15 protein-coding genes are annotated in these 20045 nt (G+C 36.4%); 7 read left to right on the top strand and 8 right to left on the bottom strand.

Annotated elements, in window-relative coordinates; all coding sequences use genetic code 11:
• The first annotated feature begins 133 nt into the window (after window positions 1–133).
• Window positions 134–2047 (top strand): ATP-binding protein, encoded by a 1914-nt coding sequence (locus GGG_RS0100075; RefSeq protein WP_010110886.1) that lies wholly within the window; start codon window positions 134–136, stop codon window positions 2045–2047.
• A 108-nt stretch (window positions 2048–2155) separates the two neighbouring features.
• Here GGG_RS0100075 and GGG_RS0100070 read toward each other — a convergent pair whose 3' ends face one another.
• A complete protein-coding gene (locus GGG_RS0100070; RefSeq protein ID WP_029574366.1) occupies window positions 2156–4621 on the bottom strand; it encodes an ExeM/NucH family extracellular endonuclease in 2466 nt (821 codons plus the stop codon).
• Between the two features lie 188 nt (window positions 4622–4809).
• Here GGG_RS0100070 and trmB point away from each other — a divergent pair, with 188 nt between their 5' ends.
• From trmB to GGG_RS0100045, 5 genes are all read left to right on the top strand, one after another.
• Entirely contained in the window at window positions 4810–5526 is a 717-nt protein-coding gene (gene trmB, locus GGG_RS0100065) for a tRNA (guanosine(46)-N7)-methyltransferase TrmB (RefSeq protein WP_010110882.1), read from the top strand.
• A 279-nt stretch (window positions 5527–5805) separates the two neighbouring features.
• Window positions 5806–6552, top strand: a complete 747-nt coding sequence (locus GGG_RS19305; RefSeq protein WP_157998069.1) for a glutathione S-transferase family protein — start codon at window positions 5806–5808, stop codon at window positions 6550–6552.
• A gap of 57 nt (window positions 6553–6609) precedes the next feature.
• The gene (locus tag GGG_RS0100055) at window positions 6610–7635 is read left to right on the top strand and encodes an AraC family transcriptional regulator (RefSeq protein WP_010110878.1); all 1026 of its coding nucleotides are present in this window, start codon (window positions 6610–6612) and stop codon (window positions 7633–7635) included.
• 244 nt (window positions 7636–7879) lie between these two features.
• The gene (locus tag GGG_RS0100050; RefSeq protein ID WP_010110877.1) at window positions 7880–9118 is read left to right on the top strand and encodes a hypothetical protein; all 1239 of its coding nucleotides are present in this window, start codon (window positions 7880–7882) and stop codon (window positions 9116–9118) included.
• A 103-nt stretch (window positions 9119–9221) separates the two neighbouring features.
• Window positions 9222–9701 carry a hypothetical protein gene (locus GGG_RS0100045; RefSeq protein WP_010110876.1) on the top strand — a complete coding sequence of 160 codons (480 nt, stop codon included), beginning with the start codon at window positions 9222–9224 and terminating at the stop codon, window positions 9699–9701.
• A 212-nt stretch (window positions 9702–9913) separates the two neighbouring features.
• Here GGG_RS0100045 and GGG_RS0100040 read toward each other — a convergent pair whose 3' ends face one another.
• From GGG_RS0100040 to GGG_RS0100015, 6 genes are all read right to left on the bottom strand, one after another.
• Window positions 9914–10702 (bottom strand): fatty acid desaturase, encoded by a 789-nt coding sequence (locus GGG_RS0100040; RefSeq protein ID WP_010110875.1) that lies wholly within the window; start codon window positions 10700–10702, stop codon window positions 9914–9916.
• 223 nt (window positions 10703–10925) lie between these two features.
• On the bottom strand, window positions 10926–11711 hold the full coding sequence (locus tag GGG_RS0100035; RefSeq protein WP_010110874.1) for a Rossmann-like and DUF2520 domain-containing protein: 786 nt from the start codon (window positions 11709–11711) through the stop codon (window positions 10926–10928).
• 253 nt (window positions 11712–11964) lie between these two features.
• On the bottom strand, window positions 11965–13506 hold the full coding sequence (locus GGG_RS0100030; protein ID WP_010110873.1) for an OmpA family protein: 1542 nt from the start codon (window positions 13504–13506) through the stop codon (window positions 11965–11967).
• A 178-nt stretch (window positions 13507–13684) separates the two neighbouring features.
• Window positions 13685–14920: a dihydroorotase gene (locus GGG_RS0100025; protein WP_010110871.1), complete on the bottom strand. Its 1236-nt coding sequence runs from the start codon at window positions 14918–14920 to the stop codon at window positions 13685–13687.
• A 16-nt stretch (window positions 14921–14936) separates the two neighbouring features.
• Entirely contained in the window at window positions 14937–15953 is a 1017-nt protein-coding gene (locus GGG_RS0100020) for an aspartate carbamoyltransferase catalytic subunit (RefSeq protein ID WP_010110869.1), read from the bottom strand.
• A gap of 189 nt (window positions 15954–16142) precedes the next feature.
• Complete coding sequence (locus GGG_RS0100015; protein ID WP_010110867.1) at window positions 16143–16499, bottom strand: hypothetical protein; 357 nt, start codon at window positions 16497–16499, stop codon at window positions 16143–16145.
• A gap of 600 nt (window positions 16500–17099) precedes the next feature.
• Between GGG_RS0100015 and rlmKL the strand changes: the two genes are divergently transcribed.
• A complete protein-coding gene (rlmKL, locus tag GGG_RS0100010) occupies window positions 17100–19304 on the top strand; it encodes a bifunctional 23S rRNA (guanine(2069)-N(7))-methyltransferase RlmK/23S rRNA (guanine(2445)-N(2))-methyltransferase RlmL (RefSeq protein WP_010110865.1) in 2205 nt (734 codons plus the stop codon).
• On the opposite strand, the gene GGG_RS0100005 is transcribed toward rlmKL, so the two are convergent.
• Window positions 19301–19774 carry a hypothetical protein gene (locus GGG_RS0100005; RefSeq protein ID WP_010110864.1) on the bottom strand — a complete coding sequence of 158 codons (474 nt, stop codon included), beginning with the start codon at window positions 19772–19774 and terminating at the stop codon, window positions 19301–19303. The two genes, rlmKL and GGG_RS0100005, sit on opposite strands and share 4 nt — an antisense overlap.
• Between the last annotated feature and the right edge of the window lie 271 nt (window positions 19775–20045).

The raw sequence follows: 20045 nt of genomic DNA, 5'->3' as shown, positions 1-20045 counted from the left end.
AACGATACATTCATATTTTTATAAATTGTGTATATTATAGCCAAAGCATTATAATAATGATGTGGTATTGAAGAACAACACCAATATAACTTAAGCATTTTCATAACTTTTTACAGCTTTGGAGAAAAGTTAAATGCATAAAGATCAGTGTTATAGCAAATGTAGGCCATACCATTGGATTGCCTACTTTGGTTTTATTACGCTGATTGTCTTTGCCTCTTCGCTACTACATGCTGACCAGACGTCGATTGAGCAAAATGCAAATTGCCAAGCATCGATTTCCTCAGTAAAAGTCATCAAATCTAATGTGAATAATATTCAAGAATTACCAAAATCAGGTTGGTCTGTGGTACAGATATTACCCGATTACTGGGACAAAAGATGGAAGGACTATAGTGTAAGTGCTTGGTATAAAATCACCTGGCAATATTTATGCCCAAACCCACAACACAACACGCCAATCACTTTAGTTATTCAAAATATCAACATGGCTGGAGAGCTCTACCTCAATAATGAGTTCCTTTGGAAAGATCAATTCTTAACAGAACCACTTTCACGCAGTTGGCATACACCTCGCTATTGGGTCTTACCTGCTTCCAGTCTAAAACAAGGTACAAATCACCTTTGGGTCAAAGTCATTGGAACGCCTACTCAAAAATCTGGCTTAGGTCATCTTTTTTTGGGTGAACATGCTCAAATGAAAAGCCTTTATGATCGCAGTTTATTAGAAAAACGGATTTCACCGATTCTGAGTTTTATTATTAATTTTATTATCGGCGTTTTTTGCCTCATGGTGTGGTTAGTCAATCCAACCGAAAAAGCATTTAAATGGTTTAGTTTTGTTGGTATTGGATGGATGTTATATGTGTGGATTATCATGCAACAAGAGCCTGTATTTGGCTTATCCAGTATCAATTTAGATCGTATTACAATTGCGATTTTTTGTTTTTCCATGATCGCTGGCTGTATTGCTGCATGGCGTTTTGCCAATAAAAAGTACCCTCGAATTGAACATGTTTTATTCACTTTTTGTGTAATTTCAATTGTTTTAATTTTTGTTGTTCCCGATCAACATACACCACAGCTTTTGAATCTATTATTCATCATGGGTGTAATTATTTTCTTATTAAAATGTTTTACTTATCCATTTATCGCCTATCAATCTAAATTAAAAGAAGCCTATGTACTGGCTATTCAATACGTGATTTTTATTCCGATTGTGATTAATGATGCAATTTATATGATGACACTCAAAGGTCATATTTTATCGCCTTATACATCACCTATTGGCACATTATTGGTCGGTTTTATACTGGCTTTACGGCTTGCAAATGATGCGAAAAGTATTGCACATTTCAATCAAACCCTTGGCCAAAGTATTATCCAAGCGAAAAATGAACTGTCGACATCGTTAAATATTCAACATCAACTCGCTTTAGAAAATGCAAAATTACAAGAAAGAATTAACCTTTCACATGATCTGCATGACGGATTGGGTGGCTCAATCTCTCGATCAATGCTGTTAATTGAAAACCATGATCACATTGAAAAGAAACAAATGCTGTCCATTTTAAAGCTTTTACGCAATGATCTTCGCCAAACCATTGATTTTGGATCATGCTTAAATACGAAAATTCCTACAACACCTATTCAATGGGTTGCGCCTATACGCCATCGTTTTGTACAAATGTTTGAAGAATTTGCAATACAATCAAAATGGATCTTGTCGGAAAATTGGCAGACACAGCCCAACGCACTCCAGTGTTTAACCATGGCTCGTATTGCCGAAGAAGCTTTGACCAATATTATTAAACATAGTCATGCAACCCAAGTTGAGTTTTCTTTGACTGAAAATGCACAATTTTTAATTTTAAAAATTTCTGACAATGGTATCGGTTTTGATCCTGCACAGGTAGATGCAGGCTTACATGTTGGATTACACAGCATGCAACAACGAGTGATACGACTCGGTGGGTTATTTGAAATAGATTCACTCACTCATCAAACTATTTTGAAAGTTAGTTTGCCATTTGGTTCGGCGTCATAAAACAGCGTGTCATAAAGAGAGCTTCTTAAAGCAAGGAAAATACTTATATTTTCCTTGCACTTAATCATTTTAATCTTGCTTGAATCATTTCTAATAACAGATTCAAAATTATTTTTTATATCGGGTAAATGCTGTTCCAACAGTCAATAATATTAATCCCAATAAAGACCACAAGCCTGTACCACCACCATTGGTATCTTTAGAATCATTTGATGAATCGGCACTATTTGAATCATTCAAATCAAGATCGACAATCACTGGATCATGGTCTGAAGATCTAAACGCATCGGCATTATAAAATGCAGTGATTTGCTCAGCCGTTTTATATTCTTCGTTATAGTCCAATGCAGTGGGTTCATCTGCATTGATATGCCATGCAAAAGCACGTTTCACCATCGGATATAGACCTGCATCTGCAATTGCATGGTCTAAGTTCCCTGCACCACCATTGCCGTTGAGATCACTCGCTACACCAAAAACATAACTATAGGCACTTTTGCCTTGTCCAATTTTTTCATCATTGAGCAAAGCCTTATAGTTGGCTTTCTCAAATGCAAGAATTGGGTCTTCTTTGGCATAACTATTCATATCACCCACCAATAAATAATTGGGCTTTTCAACTTTGGTTGGATTGGTCGCTATCCACTGGGTCAGCTTTTGTACGGCAGTCAAACGTGTTGCATTCCAACACCCCTGCCCATCACCTTGGTCTGCATCAGCCAAAGTCTTATCTTCTGGACAACTCCCTTTAGACTTCAAGTGATTAGGGACGACCGTAAATATTTTACCACCAGATAGAGCCTGAAAGCTTTGCGCCATCGTCACACGATTTTTCTGTGTCAAATCATCATAAACGACAGCCGCACCTACAGGTTTTACTCGTTTGCTATTGTAAATAATGGCGACAGCAATCACATCTGTACCCAATTTTGCAGTATTTGGCGGAGTAACATATTTCCAATCTGCACCTAAAGCTTTGGTTAAATAAGCCACCGCACTATTTTCAGCATAGCCATTATTGGCAATCTCCATCAAACCATACACATCTGCATCAATGGTTTTTAAAGCACTGACTGTTTTTGAATGTTGACTATTGAACTCTGAAACTGTATTTGCACCACGATCAGGTTTAACCCCTATCAATGGCGAATTGTCATAATTTAGAACATTAAATGCAGCCACTCGAATTTGTTTTGCATCTTTTGTAATGACAGTTGATTGACGTGGATTGGTATCCATCACCAATTCAGGTGTTTTATTCGGAATGGGTTGAATTCGCCATGCATTGAAGCGGTATTCCAAAATCCCTTCTACATTTTTCAGTTGATAACCTGTTCTCAGTGTATTGGCTGCATTGAAGTTTTGTGGCAACCACGGCGTTCTATTTTGATTGTTATAGCCATCATCTAAAATAATTTTTGACAATAGATTCTGTTTTGCCAAATTTACCGCTTCAGCCGACTTTGCAGGATATAAATTGGTTGGAATATATAAACGTCCTAAACTGAGTGATAATTCCCCAAAACGACCATAATTATAATTTTCACTTACTGTTAGTGTTTGAGGGATTTTAACCAACATACCTTGATAACGTTTAGGTGCATTGCCTTTGGCATCTGTTAAACTTGAAAATGGTAATTGCAGTGGCATTGCACTGACGAGGTTTGCAGCTTGACTATTACAAGTTTGAATATTGCTACTCAATTGATCGATTTGTAATTGATTTTGATACGTTGTTAAACGACCTTTGAGAATAACTTCCTCCCCAACCTTCCCCCCTGTAATTGTACTTCCCGCAGGTAAATACACAAAAATTGCATTGCTTAAATCCACTTTGGCTTTAGTGTCAGGTGTCTGAATATACAATCCAGAGAACCCATTTTCATAACGATAATCTGCGGTAATGACTCCACGAATTACATATTGTTGATCCTGAGCTACAGTTTGTAAATCTGCAATCGGTGTATCCGTCGCGCTACAACTGACTGAGCTTAATGGTGGGGGTGTTGTCGTACCCATCAAATATTGGTTGAATGCACTACTTTCTGACCATTTTGACCATTCACTGTCTAAATCGAACTGCGCAGATGGATCAATAGAAGTCACATCATTTTTGGTTTTAATTCTGCTTAGGCTATTTTTATAACTAGTGATCGCTCCGCCCCAACCATTATTTGCTGGTTTCTCTCCAACCCGACCAAAACGATCAACAGGTGTGCCTTTATATAGTAAGACCAATGCATCATCACCATTGAAAGATAAGCCTGCAACTTGATTCACTTTATCGCCAATCTCTGCTTGAAGTTCTGAACGACCAATGACAAATTTTGCCTTACTGGACAATGAACCTTGCAAAGTTACAGAGAAACTTTTACTGGTTGACCCATTACTAAATTGCTGAATTTCATAATCAGCCAAATTGACTGTACCAGCATCAGGATTATAAATTTCTAAGCCTTTGCGGTTTGCAGTAGCATCAATATATTGGCTAAACATAAGCTGTGCGTAGCTTGGGAATGAACAACCTAATAGTGCTAAACTTAGGCATAGGCGATGTGGTTTTAATATTTTCATAATTTTTTAACGTTTGTTGAAATTTAAAGCAGATTAATTTTTATTAATGACACTGTTGTGAATATTTAATGACAATTTAACATCAATACATAATGGATTCAATTTAACTAAAGATTAGATAAAAAATTTGACTTGCCCCACTCAGGTCTTACAATACGCCTTTTAGATTTTTAGTATTGCCAAAAAAGATGTCAAACGATCAAATTGAAGCACAAGTTGTAGATTTAGATAATTTACAAGAACACCGTGAAATTGTGACATTTATGCGTAGATCTTCTCCGCTAAATACATCGCAACGTACTGCGCTCGAACAACATCGTGATTTAATTTTGGAATACCCTGTTGGTGATTTACGCCAACACTTTGAACACCCTGAACGCCCTCTGACGGTTGAAATTGGCTTTGGTATGGGACGTTCATTGGTGCTGATGGCAAAAGCTAATCCTGAGCGCAACTTTGTGGGTATTGAAGTCCATGTCCCAGGGATTGCTCAATGTGTCTATGAAGCAGGTGTAGCAGAAGTCAAAAACCTTCGTGTTTTAGATGCCGATGCGATCCAAGTCTTACGTGAAATGCCTGATAATAGTATCAACACTGTTCAGCTTTATTTCCCAGATCCATGGCAAAAGAAGCGTCACTTCAAACGTCGTTTTGTTTCGCATGATCGTATGCCATTGATTGAAGAAAAATTGGAAATGGGTGGAACATTCCATGCAGCAACCGATTGGGAACCGTATGCAGAATGGATGCTTGATGTTTTAGATAATCGCCCTCGTTTAGAAAACTTGGCGGGTAAAGGCAATAGTTATCCCCGTCCTGAGTGGCGTCCACAAACTAAATTTGAGCGTCGTGGTATTGAATCTGGCCATAAAATTAATGATTTTATTTTCAAGAAAATCAATTAATAAATGCGTAATTGAATTTTAATATTCGCTTTTTAAAGGGATAAATATTTAATATTTATCCTTTTTTTTATTTCAAAACCTGATGAATTGATCAAAATAAAATAGACGTACAGTACAGATCCATATAAAAAATAGATAAATTCATCCACTCTAATCAATTTATCTGTTTAAATAAGATCGGTAAATCTGACACAACTTTGCCCTATTTCAATTTTGACTAAACAGACTTTTTCGTTTGGTTGTATGAGAATCCAAACTTATAACAATAGGTAAATGACAATGATAAAAAGAACTCTTTACCAATTTCCATTTTCACACTATTGTGAGAAAACGCGTTGGCATCTAGAGCTTAAAGGAATTGATTTCACTTGTCGCAATATGATTCCAGGCTTACATGCTGCTCCTGCTTGGTTAATGGCTCAACAAACAAGTTTGCCTATTTTCTCTGATAATAAAGTGACCATTGGTGATTCGACAAAAATTGCACTGTATTTAGAAAAGTACTACACCCATTTTCCACTATTGCCCAGCGACGATGTTCAACGAAAGCAAATATTAGAACGTGAAGATTGGTTTGATGATTTGGGAGACCATATAAGACGTTATGGTTGGAGTTGTATGATAGATCGGCCAGATATTGTAAATATCTTTTTTAATTTTGAAGGCTATAGCCAATTCCAACATTTTTTAACACGGCATAGTCAAGGTATTCTGCGCTTGATGATCCGTCGTACTTGTAAAATTCATCCCGAACAAGTTGCAATTTCCAAAGCATATATTAATGATGCACTCCTTCAAATTGAAAAATGGCTAGATGGAAATCCCGATAACTATTTGGTTGGAAATACTTTCACACTCGCAGATTTAACCGCAGCAAGTATGTTAGCACCGCTCATCAAACCTGATCTTAGCCCATGGCCAAATAGTCATTTACCAGATGAAGCACATCCACTACAAAAACAGATTCAAAATAGCATTGTCACTGAATGGGTCTTACGCATATACAGTCAATATCGTCGAATTTAATTTTTATAATCACGTTTAACCACATTTATAACCACGTTGTATTGAAGTGAAAATAACATGTCCGAATTAGATAGAACTTTAAAAACATTATCCTTTCCACAGCAGTTTATTGATATTGGTATCAATATTTTAAATTCGCTGGATGTATTTAAAAATTGTAATTTTTACAATATAAACACTGAGAATCTAAACACACTGATCCAAACCATTGACGGGAAAATGTTTATTTCCGCATTAAATGCTTTATATAATCAGTTGCCAAAAGATCAATTGGCCAGTGCTATTTTTTTAGAAAAAACACCATTAACAGCATATGGGCCTTTTGGTTTATTAGTCTTAACAGCACCCACCGTTGGAGAAGCGTTTCAATGCTTACTCGATTATTTAGAGCAACTGATTCCTGTTATAGAAGTTGCGACAATCGAGTCTGGTCATCAGGTTCACTATACGTTTAAACTGCGCTATGACTTTGGTGAGATTAATCACTTTTTAACCGAAGTTATTACATTGACCGCATTAACTGGGCGACCATTCTTAAGCCAAAGCTTACAACATACCACTGTTCATTTTGCACACGCTCCATTAAACACGATTGAAATGTATGAAACAGCATTTGATGCAAATTTTCAGTTCAATCGTGCGCAAAACGCTTTGATTATGTCTAAAAAAGATCTCGATATTACTCTAACGACAGCAAATCCAACGACACATGCTTGGATTAAATCTCAACTCAATCAACAAATAAAATTATTAGGCAATACCAATCTAACCTCTAACCATGTAAAACGCTTTATTATGCAAAGCTTAAAAAACAATACGGTAATCAATGCTACGTCTATATCTGAAGCCTTATCTATATCAGAACGTACACTCAGCAGAAGATTAAATGAAGAAGGTCATTCTCTTTCTGATCTCAAACTTGAAGTGGGAGTTGAATATGCGCAATTGCTTTTATTAGATACCAATAAATCGATGAATGAGATCGCCCTTAGCGCAGGCTTTAACAATGCCACAAGTTTTAGTCGAGCATTTAAGCGCTTTACCTCACAAACCCCCTCTCAATTTAAAAAGAACAAAAAGTAAAATAAATTATGCCAAATAACGCATAAAAATAATGATTTTATAGAACTACATCTTGTCTATTTATGTATAGAGTTGGCGACTCAAATGCTATTTAAGTCCTTTAAATTGTGTTTATACACATTGACTGTGTGTCGATTCAATTTTGCATTGGCTTTTATAGCATTTTCTTAACATATTGAAAATAAAATCAATATTCAGTTTTAGAAGCCAAATCATAATAAATAACATAGAGTAGGCATCATCTATGAAAAAGGATTTCAGTAAAGCTGTAGGGAAATTAACCATTTCAATCGTACTTGGTCTCTGTATCAGCCAGTTTTCTTCTGCAAAACTCAGTGAACTCCAAGACAAGGAGCTCAATCAAATCACTGGGCAATCTTTATTTAGCATGTCCTATATTGCACCTACAGAACCTGGGAATACCAGTAATTTAGGTTTTTACGCTTTAGGTTTAGAGGCTAAACTTGAACTCAATGCCAATATTCGAAGAGTGCAATTGGGTTGCGGTGGTGTGAATGGTGCTGATCAGTGCGATATTGATTTAGAAAGGGTTCGATTAACAGGTTTAACACCTGGACCGAGTGGTACCTACGCCGATTCAGATGCTGTTTTAGATAATCCATTTATCCAATTTGCTGTTAAAAATCCAAATTCAGCCTCTACTCGTTCTGTTGTCGGTGTTGCTTTAGGCGCACAAACGATCGTTGGGCAAATGTCTGTAGGTGAAAACCCCACTCCAAATATTGCAGGTACACCTGGGGGAACGCCAGGTGGAGAAACTGGTGCAAATGTAATCAGTGGTCGTCTTCCTGCGCAAGTTTCGCATGTAGAGCTTGCCTCTACTTTATGTACAAGAGTCTCTGGTTCAAATTGCATACTCGCCTTAGGTGATGGAAATTTACCACTTTTAAATACAACGGTAAAACCAAGAAATGGTGTCAACCAACCAAATGGTGTCTTTTCTTCATTAGTCACAGGCAATCGCATGACCAACTTAAAATTAGGTCCTTTTGGCTTAGATGCCGCTCCTTTAGATAGTATTGGTGGTGTGTTTGTCAGTGCATTAGGTGGTGTCGCTTATGGCACACTCGATGAAAACTTTATTGATATACATAATTTAAATATCAGTAGTAACAAAACTTCTGGCTTTCTTTTGACATTAAATCAACAAGATATTCTTTGGCCACAAATGGGTACGAGTGGGACAAGCAGTTTCCCTACACCTTCACAATTTACCAATTCGAATGGCAGTACCATCACAGAAGATATGCTCTTGGCTAAAAGAGGTTGGTTTCTTATTTTCCCTGGTGTAAGTCTTGGTGGGACACCTGAAGAGCCTTTAGTGACATCAAGAGTATTGCTCGGTGTGCTTAATAACCCTTCTGCGCTTCAAGTATTAAGTTACCCAGGTATCACCATTCCTTCAATTAATTTAAGACAAGTTCCGACTCACAACTGCTATGGCAATTTAAAATTTTGTTAATAAAAAGTCACCGTAGATTGTGAATAGAACGATAAATTTTCAATTCAAAAGCATTATTTTCATCTTCATAATGCTTCTTGGAATCTCAAATGTGAGAGCTTATATGATTAAAACATGTTCATCTCCAGAAAAATCCTATTTATCGGAAATCAGAACAGATTTACTGAAAATTAAAACAACTGATGATGAGTCTAATAATGCACGTATTGCATTTATCATGGCATCTGCGATCGCTGTAAAATTTAATGTGCATGTCGATCAAAATAGCATTACCCAACGCTTAAATGAAAAAACACAGTTTCACCGAAAAGTTTCTCTTTTAGATATTAAACAAGTGATTAATGAATTGGGTTATTCAATTGATCCTGTTCAAGCAAATGATCCTTTTGCCTTACAAAAATTAAGTCGTGAAATTTTAATTACGCAGGATTCCGAACAGAACTTTATTTCTCTTGTAGGTTTATCTAGTACAAATCTCTATTTTATTTATGGAAAATTTAACCGTGAGGTGATTGTTTGCCCTATCACTAAGTCTGCATTTTTAAATCATTATACCAGTAACAAATTTTTAGTCTTTAAATAGGGTCAGTAAATCCTAAAAAGCATAACAATATGCAGATCATTTGATTAGAGAAATATGATCAATAAAAATATGATCAATACATGCTTTAGCATATTTGACTACCTTGATGTTAAATCGGTGTAGTCAAATTGATTATAGATACTTGAATATAATTCTATTAAATTCAGTTCTTTATATAAGTTGCATAAATTAAATATAGCAATCCATATTGATCAAAACACTTCCCGAATCTCCACACTCGGATCGTATTCATCTAAACGTTTTGCCAAAATATGTAAATGTCGTGTAGGGACAGCAGGAAACAAGTGATGCTCAACGTGATAAAACATATTGTACGTCACAACCCGTTTAAACTCATTTCGTACTGTCCGTGCCATATAAACATGGTCTTCGGTATCATGATGCACCGTCCAAACCGCAAAAAATGCCGTCATACATTGACCGATGAACATTGCAATAACGTGATATTTTAAAATGGTAATATCGAGAACAATAAAAACGGCGATTAAAACAATAATATTGGCAAACAACTCAGCGGACATCCATTTGCGTTGAGTTGTAGTACCTACCTCAAATGCTTTTTTATGCAACATCACAGGGAAAATCGGCCCAAAAGCTAAAGCTTGCCACCACTTCATTTTTGCACTTTTAGCTTCAACATCTTCATCTTGCATACAATGTTGATGGTGTCGCAAATGATTGATTTGCACTGCATGCATTGAACCTAACATTAAAACACTTAAAATAAACATGGCCCAATGCGTATTTTGGCGACTGATCCCCAAGGCAAAATGAAAGGCGTTGTGTACCTGTCGAAGCCCCGTTAAAAAAAACATGAATGAACAGAATAAGGCTGGAATATACCAAGTCAAATATGCGAAACATAATGAAAACACCAACCAAGGTAAAGAAATGAGCAACTCTGACCAGACATCTTTTTGATTGAGTTGAACTAAATCTTTCCAGTGAACTTCTTTTAATAATCTTTGCTGAATATTCATTTTATCTTTAATGATTTATTTTAGTACTTACCCAATATATAACAACAACATTGATGTTCAAGTCTTTTGAATTGCAATTCCTAATTCAGTTTATTGCTCATTCACAAAGTCATTATATACAATCTGATATAATTCAATACCATAAAAACACTTATCGATGATAATATCAGATAAATACAATGCATTATTATAGAGCTCGTTGTATCCACTCTTTCGTTCAGGCTTATTTTTGGGGAGATGATTGCCTATTTTGAATTCCTAAACTTAAATCCTGATACAACGCTTTTAAATCCTCTCGCCCCGCATCTGACAACATATTCATATGCATATTGAGAATATTTTGATCACCACGCATTGCAGGGCCTGTTTGCATGGTTTGAGGATCATTTTGAGTCGCTTTACTGGCTGTTTCTAAAATTAAAGGATAAAGCAAACTAAAATCAACCTGCTCAGCGTCGACAACTTGCTTTGCCATGTCATAGCAATAATTGCTAAAATTACAAGCAAATACCGCAGCCAAATGCAGACTTAAACGTTGCTTAGAATCGTATTGGTAAACTCGATTGCTTAGACTATTTGCAAGTGTGGTTAATATGTCCAAATCTTCAGTTTTAGCTGCTTCTACAAATAACGGCGTATTCAACCAATCGATTCCACGTTCTAAGCTAAAGGTTTGTAAGGGATAAAATACACCTGAACGAGTATGTTGTTGAGTCAATACATTTAGATGCGTACTTCCTGAGGTATGCACGATCAGTACATTTTCAAGATAGCTTGCAACATTACCAATTACATCTGCAATCGCTTGATCGCTCACAGCAATGATTAATACATCAATATGAGTATCAAACTGCGTGTAATTCTGAATCGCTTGTGCATCACACTGTTCAGCGAGTATTTGAGCATGCTCTAAATGACGACTATAAATCTGTACAACTTGATGTTGTTTTGACAATTGTTTAGCGAGGTGATGAGCCACTCGTCCTGAACCAATGAAACTAATGCGCATATTTAATCTAAATCATGGACTATTTTAATATGTTTACAGCATGCCAATAATAAGCACAGGAATCAATTCATTCCCAAATGCATCTAAAAAATCATTCAGAACAAATTAGAATATCTGATCAATTTCAGCACTAATTCATTGAAACTTATTGAAGTGATTATGATTGACGTTATGGATTATTTTAAATAGAAATGAAAAAAGCCCTTAATTTTAAGGGCTTTTCTATACATATCAAAACATATCAAATATCGGTTTATTGTTTTTTCTCAATTCCTTCTTCTGAAACTTCACGTGTAATTCCAGTTTCAGTATTGGTCACTTCAAATTCAATACGTCTATTTTTAAATTGCCCTTCCTTAGTCCCATTATCAGCAATAGGATTTTCTTGTCCAAAACCTTGTGCTAAAAGTTTATCTGGTGAAACACCTTTACTCATCAAATAATCTGCAACGGCTTGTGCACGTTTTTGTGATAAGACTTTGTTAGAATCTGCATTCCCAACAGCATCTGTATAGCCTTTAATTAATAATTTTACATTCGGTAAATGGTTCATCAATGCTGCAGCTTGATCAAGAATTGGCTTATTCACATCAGGAATTGAATTTGAACCACTCGCAAAATTGATAATTTGCATATTCAGTGCTGTTGCAATATCTAAGGCTTTGGCTTTGCTTGGGTCTAAACCTTGCAGTGCTTGCTTAGCCTGTTCAATACTTGAAGAAACAGCTTCACTTTCACTTAACGGTTTTTGTACAACAACATTCATGTCTTTCACTAAAGGCTTAATCTTTTCAGCCAATGCTTGTAAAGTTGCTGGATCTGCACCTTGTAGTGAGATTTCATTACCCGTCCAAGTTAATGATGCATTTGGAATACCCTTCACCAATTTTAAAACACTGACCAAAGAGTTCTGATCGATCAATTCAGCATTAAAGCTTTGACTTGAATCAATACCACAACCGACTGAATGAGCGAAAATTTGTTTCACTTCATTTTGTAAAGCTGTTGTAAACGCCTCATGACCGATTTTTGCTGAGCATGTGACCAACCCACCTTGTGGATCTGTAGTAATTTGAAAATGTGCAGGTTGCTGAGCCGTTGTAGTTGCTTGATTTGCTGGTGCTGTGACATCATCATTTTTACAACTTCTTAATAGTAGAAATGCCAAAACAATGAGAATTAATAAAGCAATCAATGCTGTTAAAAATAAATTTGATTTTTTAGGTTCAGGCTCACTCACCGCTTGATGACTGGATAATGGCTCTGGTGGGACAGGTGTTGTCACAATCGGATCGACTGGCGGTGTCGGGATAATGGTTTCAACCACAGGTGCAGCTTGAGCTTGTGCACCAAAACCTAAGCCGCCAACACTTAACCCAATCGCAGAAAATAATCCAGAAGCCCACACAGGTAATGCCGCTTGAATATTTGCCCATTGTGATTGTATCAGATCGAAAATCGCCAGTTTATCGTCAGTGCCCGTTTGATCTTCGAGTAAATACAACGTTGGTGATATGGCATGATTTAAAGTCTTTTCGATTTCATTTGCTGGTGCTTCACCACCAACTAATCCGAGAAAATGACTCACTGACTCCGCATTATTGTTAAAAACTTCACCCAAACGTGGATTCAGACTTTGTTGTAAGATTTCAATTAATTCAGGTTTAGATTTAAACACGGTTAACAGAATCGGATAAAAAGCCGTTAGCGCTTCTATTTTCTCATCTTGAAACTGATTATCACCCTGTAATAATTTTGATGTCACTTTTTCTTTTAACAGCTCAATAATATTCATAATACTGAACACTCCTGTGTCATTGTTGTTTTGTAATAATAGAATCAGTTATTGACCGTTTTTATTCTAGTTATTAAATAATGAGAATAATAATAGTTTTTTGTAGTTAAACCATATTTATATCACACATAAAAAAGCCAGCCGAAGCTGACTCAGAAATATAAGAATACGATAAAGCTTAGACAATAAAAGTTTGAATCACTTTACCACGGACATTTTGATTGATAAGAGGCGTATTTTTCCCTTGAGAAAGAATATTCTCTTTAGAAACTGTCCATTCTAATTCAGGATCAACCAATACCCAGCCAGACTCTTGACTCCAACGATCAACCATATTGGCAACTTTTGCAGGTGCAAGTGTAACTTTCTCAACCCATTCCAAAGGTTCAAAAACACCTTCATTCACCAACTGCACACCGAACGGTACATAAGTATCAAAAGCAGTCATTCCCGGCAAAGTTTCTGCAAACGGCGCAAGTTTTGCAGAACTACTCAATGGCTCATGGTGTGTACAGATCGAATCGATGACACCGTCTTTTACACCCTGACGTAATAATTCTTTATCTTTTTCAGCACGTAAAGGCGGACGAACATGTGCTAAAGAATTAAATCCATCAATCAGTTGATCTGTGAGGTGTAGTTGATGCATGGCTACATCGGCAGTGACGGGTAAACCTTTATCTTTGGCTATTTTAATGAGCTCTACAGATGCACCTGCTGAAATAAGCCCAAAATGAGCTTTCACACCAGTCATCTCAATCATCAAAAGATATTTCGCAATGGCAATAGTTTCTGCAATTGCAGGAATCATTGGCAAGCCTTGGCGTGATGCAACAAACCCTTCATGCACACAACCATCTTTAGCAATTTGATGCTCTTCTGGATAGAACACCACAGTCATGTCCAAACCTGCTGCGTATTCTAATGTACGAATCACCACATCATCATTTTCAAAAGGTGCGTAAGCATTTGAAACCGCTGTACAACCACCCTTTTTCAAACCTGCCATATTTGCAGGTTGTTTACCATTTAAGCCCTGTGTTTGCGCGCCAATCACATGCAAATAAATGCCACCATCTAGCATGGCTTTTTCAACAAGCCCATGAATCAAAGCACCATTATCTTGCACGATGGGTTGTGAATCTGGCGGTGTAATGACATGTAAAATACCATTTTCACGTGCTGCTTTACCTTCAGACTTTAATGTTCCATGTTGCTGTTGACCCGGTTCACGCAAACGAGCACACAAATCAACCATGGTTGGCATTAACCATTTGCCTTGACCATCGATCGTTTCAGTTACGCTATCTGATGCAGCAATGATCTTTCCATTTTCAATATAAACTGTTTCTACACGGTCAGTTTTTTTGATCGGATCTAAGACACGTACATTTTCAATTTTAACAATACTCATGACTTTATCCTTCACCTTAAACTGCGATTGCTTCTAACAAACCTTTTTCTTGTAACTGCCCTTGCATTGCCAATGCTAATACTGCCATACGCACAGCAATACCATTGGTCACTTGATGAAGAATCACTGACTGTGGCCCATCTGCAATACTTGAATCGATTTCTACACCACGGTTCATTGGCCCTGGATGCATCACGATACAATCTGGTTTTGCCATAGCCAAACGTTCTTTGTTCAAACCATACATTTTGTAAAATTCAGATTGTGAAGAAAGTGCTGGTGAATCTATACGCTCATTTTGAATACGTAAGGTAATAATCACATCACAGTCTTGAATGCCTTGTTCCATATTATTAAACAAGCGCACACCTTCACCAAACTCGCTAAAACCCAAAGGTAATAATGTATTTGGCGCAATCACACGAATATCTTTGCATCCTAAAGTTTGCAACGCAGCAATATCAGAACGTGCCACACGTGAATGTTTAATATCACCAATAATAGCGACGCTCATGTCTTCAAATTTTTTCTTGGTTTCACGGCGAATGGTGAGCATATCTAACATCGCTTGCGTTGGATGTGCGTGGCGTCCATCTCCTGCATTGATGATAGCAACATGTGGGCAAACCGTTTCAGCAATAAAATGTGCTGCACCAGAAGATGAATGGCGTACCACAAAAATATCTGCTGCCATTGCTTCAAGGTTCCAAAGCGTATCGCGCAAGGTTTCCCCTTTTGAGGTACTTGAACGCGCAATATCAATATTGAGAACATTGGCTGATAAACGTTTGGCTGCGGCCTCAAAAGTTGTTCTAGTACGTGTAGAATTTTCAAAGAATAAATTCATCACAGTACGACCTTCTAAGAGGTTGTTGGTAATGAGCTGATTTTGGTCATTAAAAAAGGACTGTGCAGTGTCCAATATTTTTGTGAGAGTTTGTTTTGAAAGACCTTCGATGGTGAGGAAATGTTTTAAGTGCCCATCTTGATTGAGTTGAATCTGACTCGGAGTATGCAATGCCGCCAAGTGCATGAGAGATTCCTTACATGTTAAGTTAACGTATTATACAGATTTTATTTTTCTTTGGCAGATGAAGATTTAGACAAATAATCATTATTTTAACATTGCAAAATAAATGATTAATATTCAGTAAACTAAGTTTATTTTGGTTATGCTTAGGCTCTAAATTTAACAAAATTTAGAGCCTAATTAAATTGAAGATTATCTCAATGCACCAATATAGTGATGTGAAACTTGTGCACGGTAAATTTCTTCCTCTGTTGCACCAGAAACATATTCTTCGTCTTGAGTGGCTTGCATGGTTCTTACTGATTCAACGGGTATTTCAGGTTCTTCCTCATCAAGTAAATGTTGCAAACGCAAAGCATGTCTTTTGAGTTCCATATCTTGAACAGACACAGATAATTCAATGACATATTGTGCATACGTTTTATTTTCAACCAAATACATCACATCAATCACACGACCTGCAACACGTCTTAAACGAGCTAACATCAATGTTGCAATTGAAAACGCTTCTGAATGATTTTCAAAACCGATAGAAGATACTTTTTGCATAAAAATCCCCAAATAAATCAAACTAAAGTTCAACCAAAAAAATAAATCAATTTACTGACTTAATACGGGATATTAATAAGCAAATTACATACCAAAAAGTAAAATATGAAGTAAATCTAAATTAATATTTATCAATTTTTCATATAGTTATAGTATTCATTCAGGATTTTAAATCCTTAAAAAATACATAAATTACTACTTGTTATTCCTATACAGATGAAGCAGACAGACTTTTTAATGTGATTTATTATGTATTTTTAAAAATATTAGGCTGCTTGCGTAAGTCGAGTTGTGATGAATATTTTTATAATGGAAGTTCCCTCTTCTTTATATAAAGATCGAAGATGAGCGTTATTACACGCAAGAGGGAGAAGATATTTCAATATTAATTTTACTGCTAATTTTTAATCATTTTTGACTTTTGTAAGAGACTTATTGAAAGTTCCATTACAATAGTTCAATTTTAGGTGAATATTTTCAATTTCATCCAAAATTAAGCTTAATTCTCCAAAAAAATCCTATTCATTGATCAAACCTCAAGTTTTCGTCATCAAAATACGTTAAAATGTTAGATTGCTTTACAGTCTTTGGAAATTGTTCATGAATTCGAAACCACGTCTTTCTACATATTGGGTCACCTGTGCGGATGGACTAGAAACCTTACTACAAGAAGAAATTGAAGGTTTAGGTATTCAAAATGTCGAACGATTCCCTGGAAGACTCGTTTTTAAAGGCAAATTAGAAGATGCTTACCGTATTTGCATGTGGTCACGCCTTGCTTCACGTGTGCTTACACCGATTCATGTACATGAGCTTGAATTTACTCACGATGCACGTGATGTAGCTGAAGAGCTATATGAAGGCGCCATGAATTTTGATTGGTCTCTTATTTTTGCACCACAAAGTACTTTTGCTGTTCGCTTACACATCGAACGTGATATTAAGGTCAATACCCTATTTGCAACCTTGCGTGTTAAAGACGGCGTTGTTGATTCGTTTATGGAAGCTGTGGGTAAACGCCCAAGTGTAGACATTAAACAACCTGAAATTACTTTATATGTCCTTGCTGGCAAAACTGAACATACTTATTGCTTAGACTTATCTGGTGATTCTTTACATAAACGTGGCTATCGCCATTTTATGACAGATGCGCCAATCAAAGAAAATCTTGCAGCTGCAATTTTGCAAAAAGCAAAGTTAAAAGAACGCAATCCTGACATTATTTTAGATCCAATGTGTGGTTCAGGCACATTCATCATTGAATCACTCATGATTCTAACCGATCGAGCTCCAGGCTTAGTTCGTCGTTTTGGTTTTAATGGCTGGAATGGACATGACCATGAATTATGGATGTCAATCAAAGCTGAAGCTGCTGAACGTCACCAACAAGCTTTAAAACGTGAATTACCAAAATTCTATGCTTATGATGCAGATTGGGAAGCAGTAAAAGCCACTAAGCAAAACATTATTGCCGCAGGTTTTGAACAACAACTTGATCAAATTCAAATTGAAGAACGTACTTTAGCCGATTGGCCAGACTTCCAGACGGAAGGTAAAACGTCATTTATCGTTACCAACCCACCTTATGGCGAGCGTTTAGGTGAAAAAGCCTCAAACCGTTCTTTATATCTAGGTTTGTCTGCGCTTTTACAAAAGAATTTTCCAAATCAATATGCAGCAGTAATTGCAGCAGCCGTTGAGCAAGCTGACGTTTTAGCCTTTAATAATCCACAAATTTTACGTTTGATGAATGGTAAATTGCCAATTTACATTCGTTTCGGCGATATCAAGCCTGCAACAGTGATGAAGCCATTCCTTGAAACATGGCAGCCTCAGCAATTCGAAAAAATTGAAGGTGCCGAAGACTTTACCAATCGTTTGCAAAAAAATATGCAGACATTGAAAAAATGGGCTGTGAAAGAAAACATCTATTGCTTACGTCTATATGATGCAGATTTGCCTGATTTTAATGTTGCTGTTGATTTGTACGGTGATCGTTTACATGTACAAGAATATGCACCACCAAAAACCATTGATCCTGAAAAAGCGAAAAAACGTTTTAACCTTGCATTGGCATCTATTCGAGCTGTGACAGGTTTAGGCCGTGATGCGATTTTCATCAAAACACGTGCTCGTCAAGAAGGTAAAACACAGTACACCAAGCAAAGTACTGCGTCTAAACGTTTTATCGTACAAGAAGGCAAAGCAAAAATATTAGTCAATTTAACTGACTATTTAGATACGGGTCTATTCTTAGACCATCGTCAAATGCGTTTACGTATCGCAGCAGAAGCCAAAGGTAAGCACTTCTTGAATTTGTATAGTTATACATCTACAGCAAGTCTACATGCAGCTTTAGGTGGTGCGGCAAGTACAACCAGTGTCGATTTATCCAATACTTATTTAAACTGGTCTAAAGAAAACTTTGTTTTAAATGGTTTGACTGTAGATCACCCTGATGAACAACACCAATTCTTCTCAAGCGATTGTTTTGAATGGTTAAAAGAAGGTCATGAACAATATGATATGATCTTCATTGACCCGCCAACCTTCTCAAACTCTAAAAAGTTCTATGGTACTTTTGACGTACAACGTGATCACAACTCATTGTTAAAACGTGCTATGAACCGCTTAACCACGGAAGGTACTTTGTATTTCTCAAATAACTATCGTGGTTTTGAAATGGATGAAGAAGTTCAAGCCATGTTTGACGTTCAAGAAATCACAAATGAAACCATTGGCTTAGATTTCAAACGCAATACTAAAATCCATAGAGCATGGAAAATTAAACACCACCCTGTTTAATGTCCAACAAAACCCACACCGTCAATTTCATGACCGATATAGATCGTCACACGATCATCGGTTGTGATTCTGACGTCATGGCGTTGATATGGATTATAGCCAATCTCAATAAATTTATATTTTTCATACGGTTTGAGATATTTATCCGAAGGTTTATTTGAATCTGGATCTTTTTTCTGCCATTCATAATCCGTTAAGACTGTCGAATAAATTTCATCTTTTTTGGCCTTATCAGCTTGTTCTCTAGCAAGTTGCTGTTGCAGATTATTTTGTTCTTCTATCGACTGTTGTACATCTTGTTTAACTGCACTAATAATAATAGGTGATAGTTTAACGACACCCCCGACCTCATCAGCCAGACTATTATCATCTAAGGTGCTTTTAGCATTAGCTTGCGATACCCCTAATGTAAGTAACAAAACCCATATAACTTTTAAATAATCAGACTGTTCCGTATTATTGATCAACATGATCTACCTTCCTTTTTTTATTATTCCTGTACAAAAAAGTACCAATTTTTATCAGTTGTTGCAATAAATTGATTAAAAAACCCGATAATAGGTAAATCCTATATTTTAGTTTTATTACACAATGTATCTATTAAAAATTCATTACCAAACAATTCAAAATACTCTATTTATGCTTAAGTCTTAATATTGACCTACTCTATATAAGCTCGATCCTCTATACCTCTCCTACAATCAAGGCTATGCCTCGCTCTACTCACTTAAATAATAAACA

This window comes from Acinetobacter sp. P8-3-8, from assembly GCF_000214135.1.
Taxonomy (GTDB): domain Bacteria; phylum Pseudomonadota; class Gammaproteobacteria; order Pseudomonadales; family Moraxellaceae; genus Acinetobacter.
The sequence above is the reverse complement of the archived record's forward strand: the minus strand, read 5'-3'. Positions and strand labels throughout refer to the sequence as shown.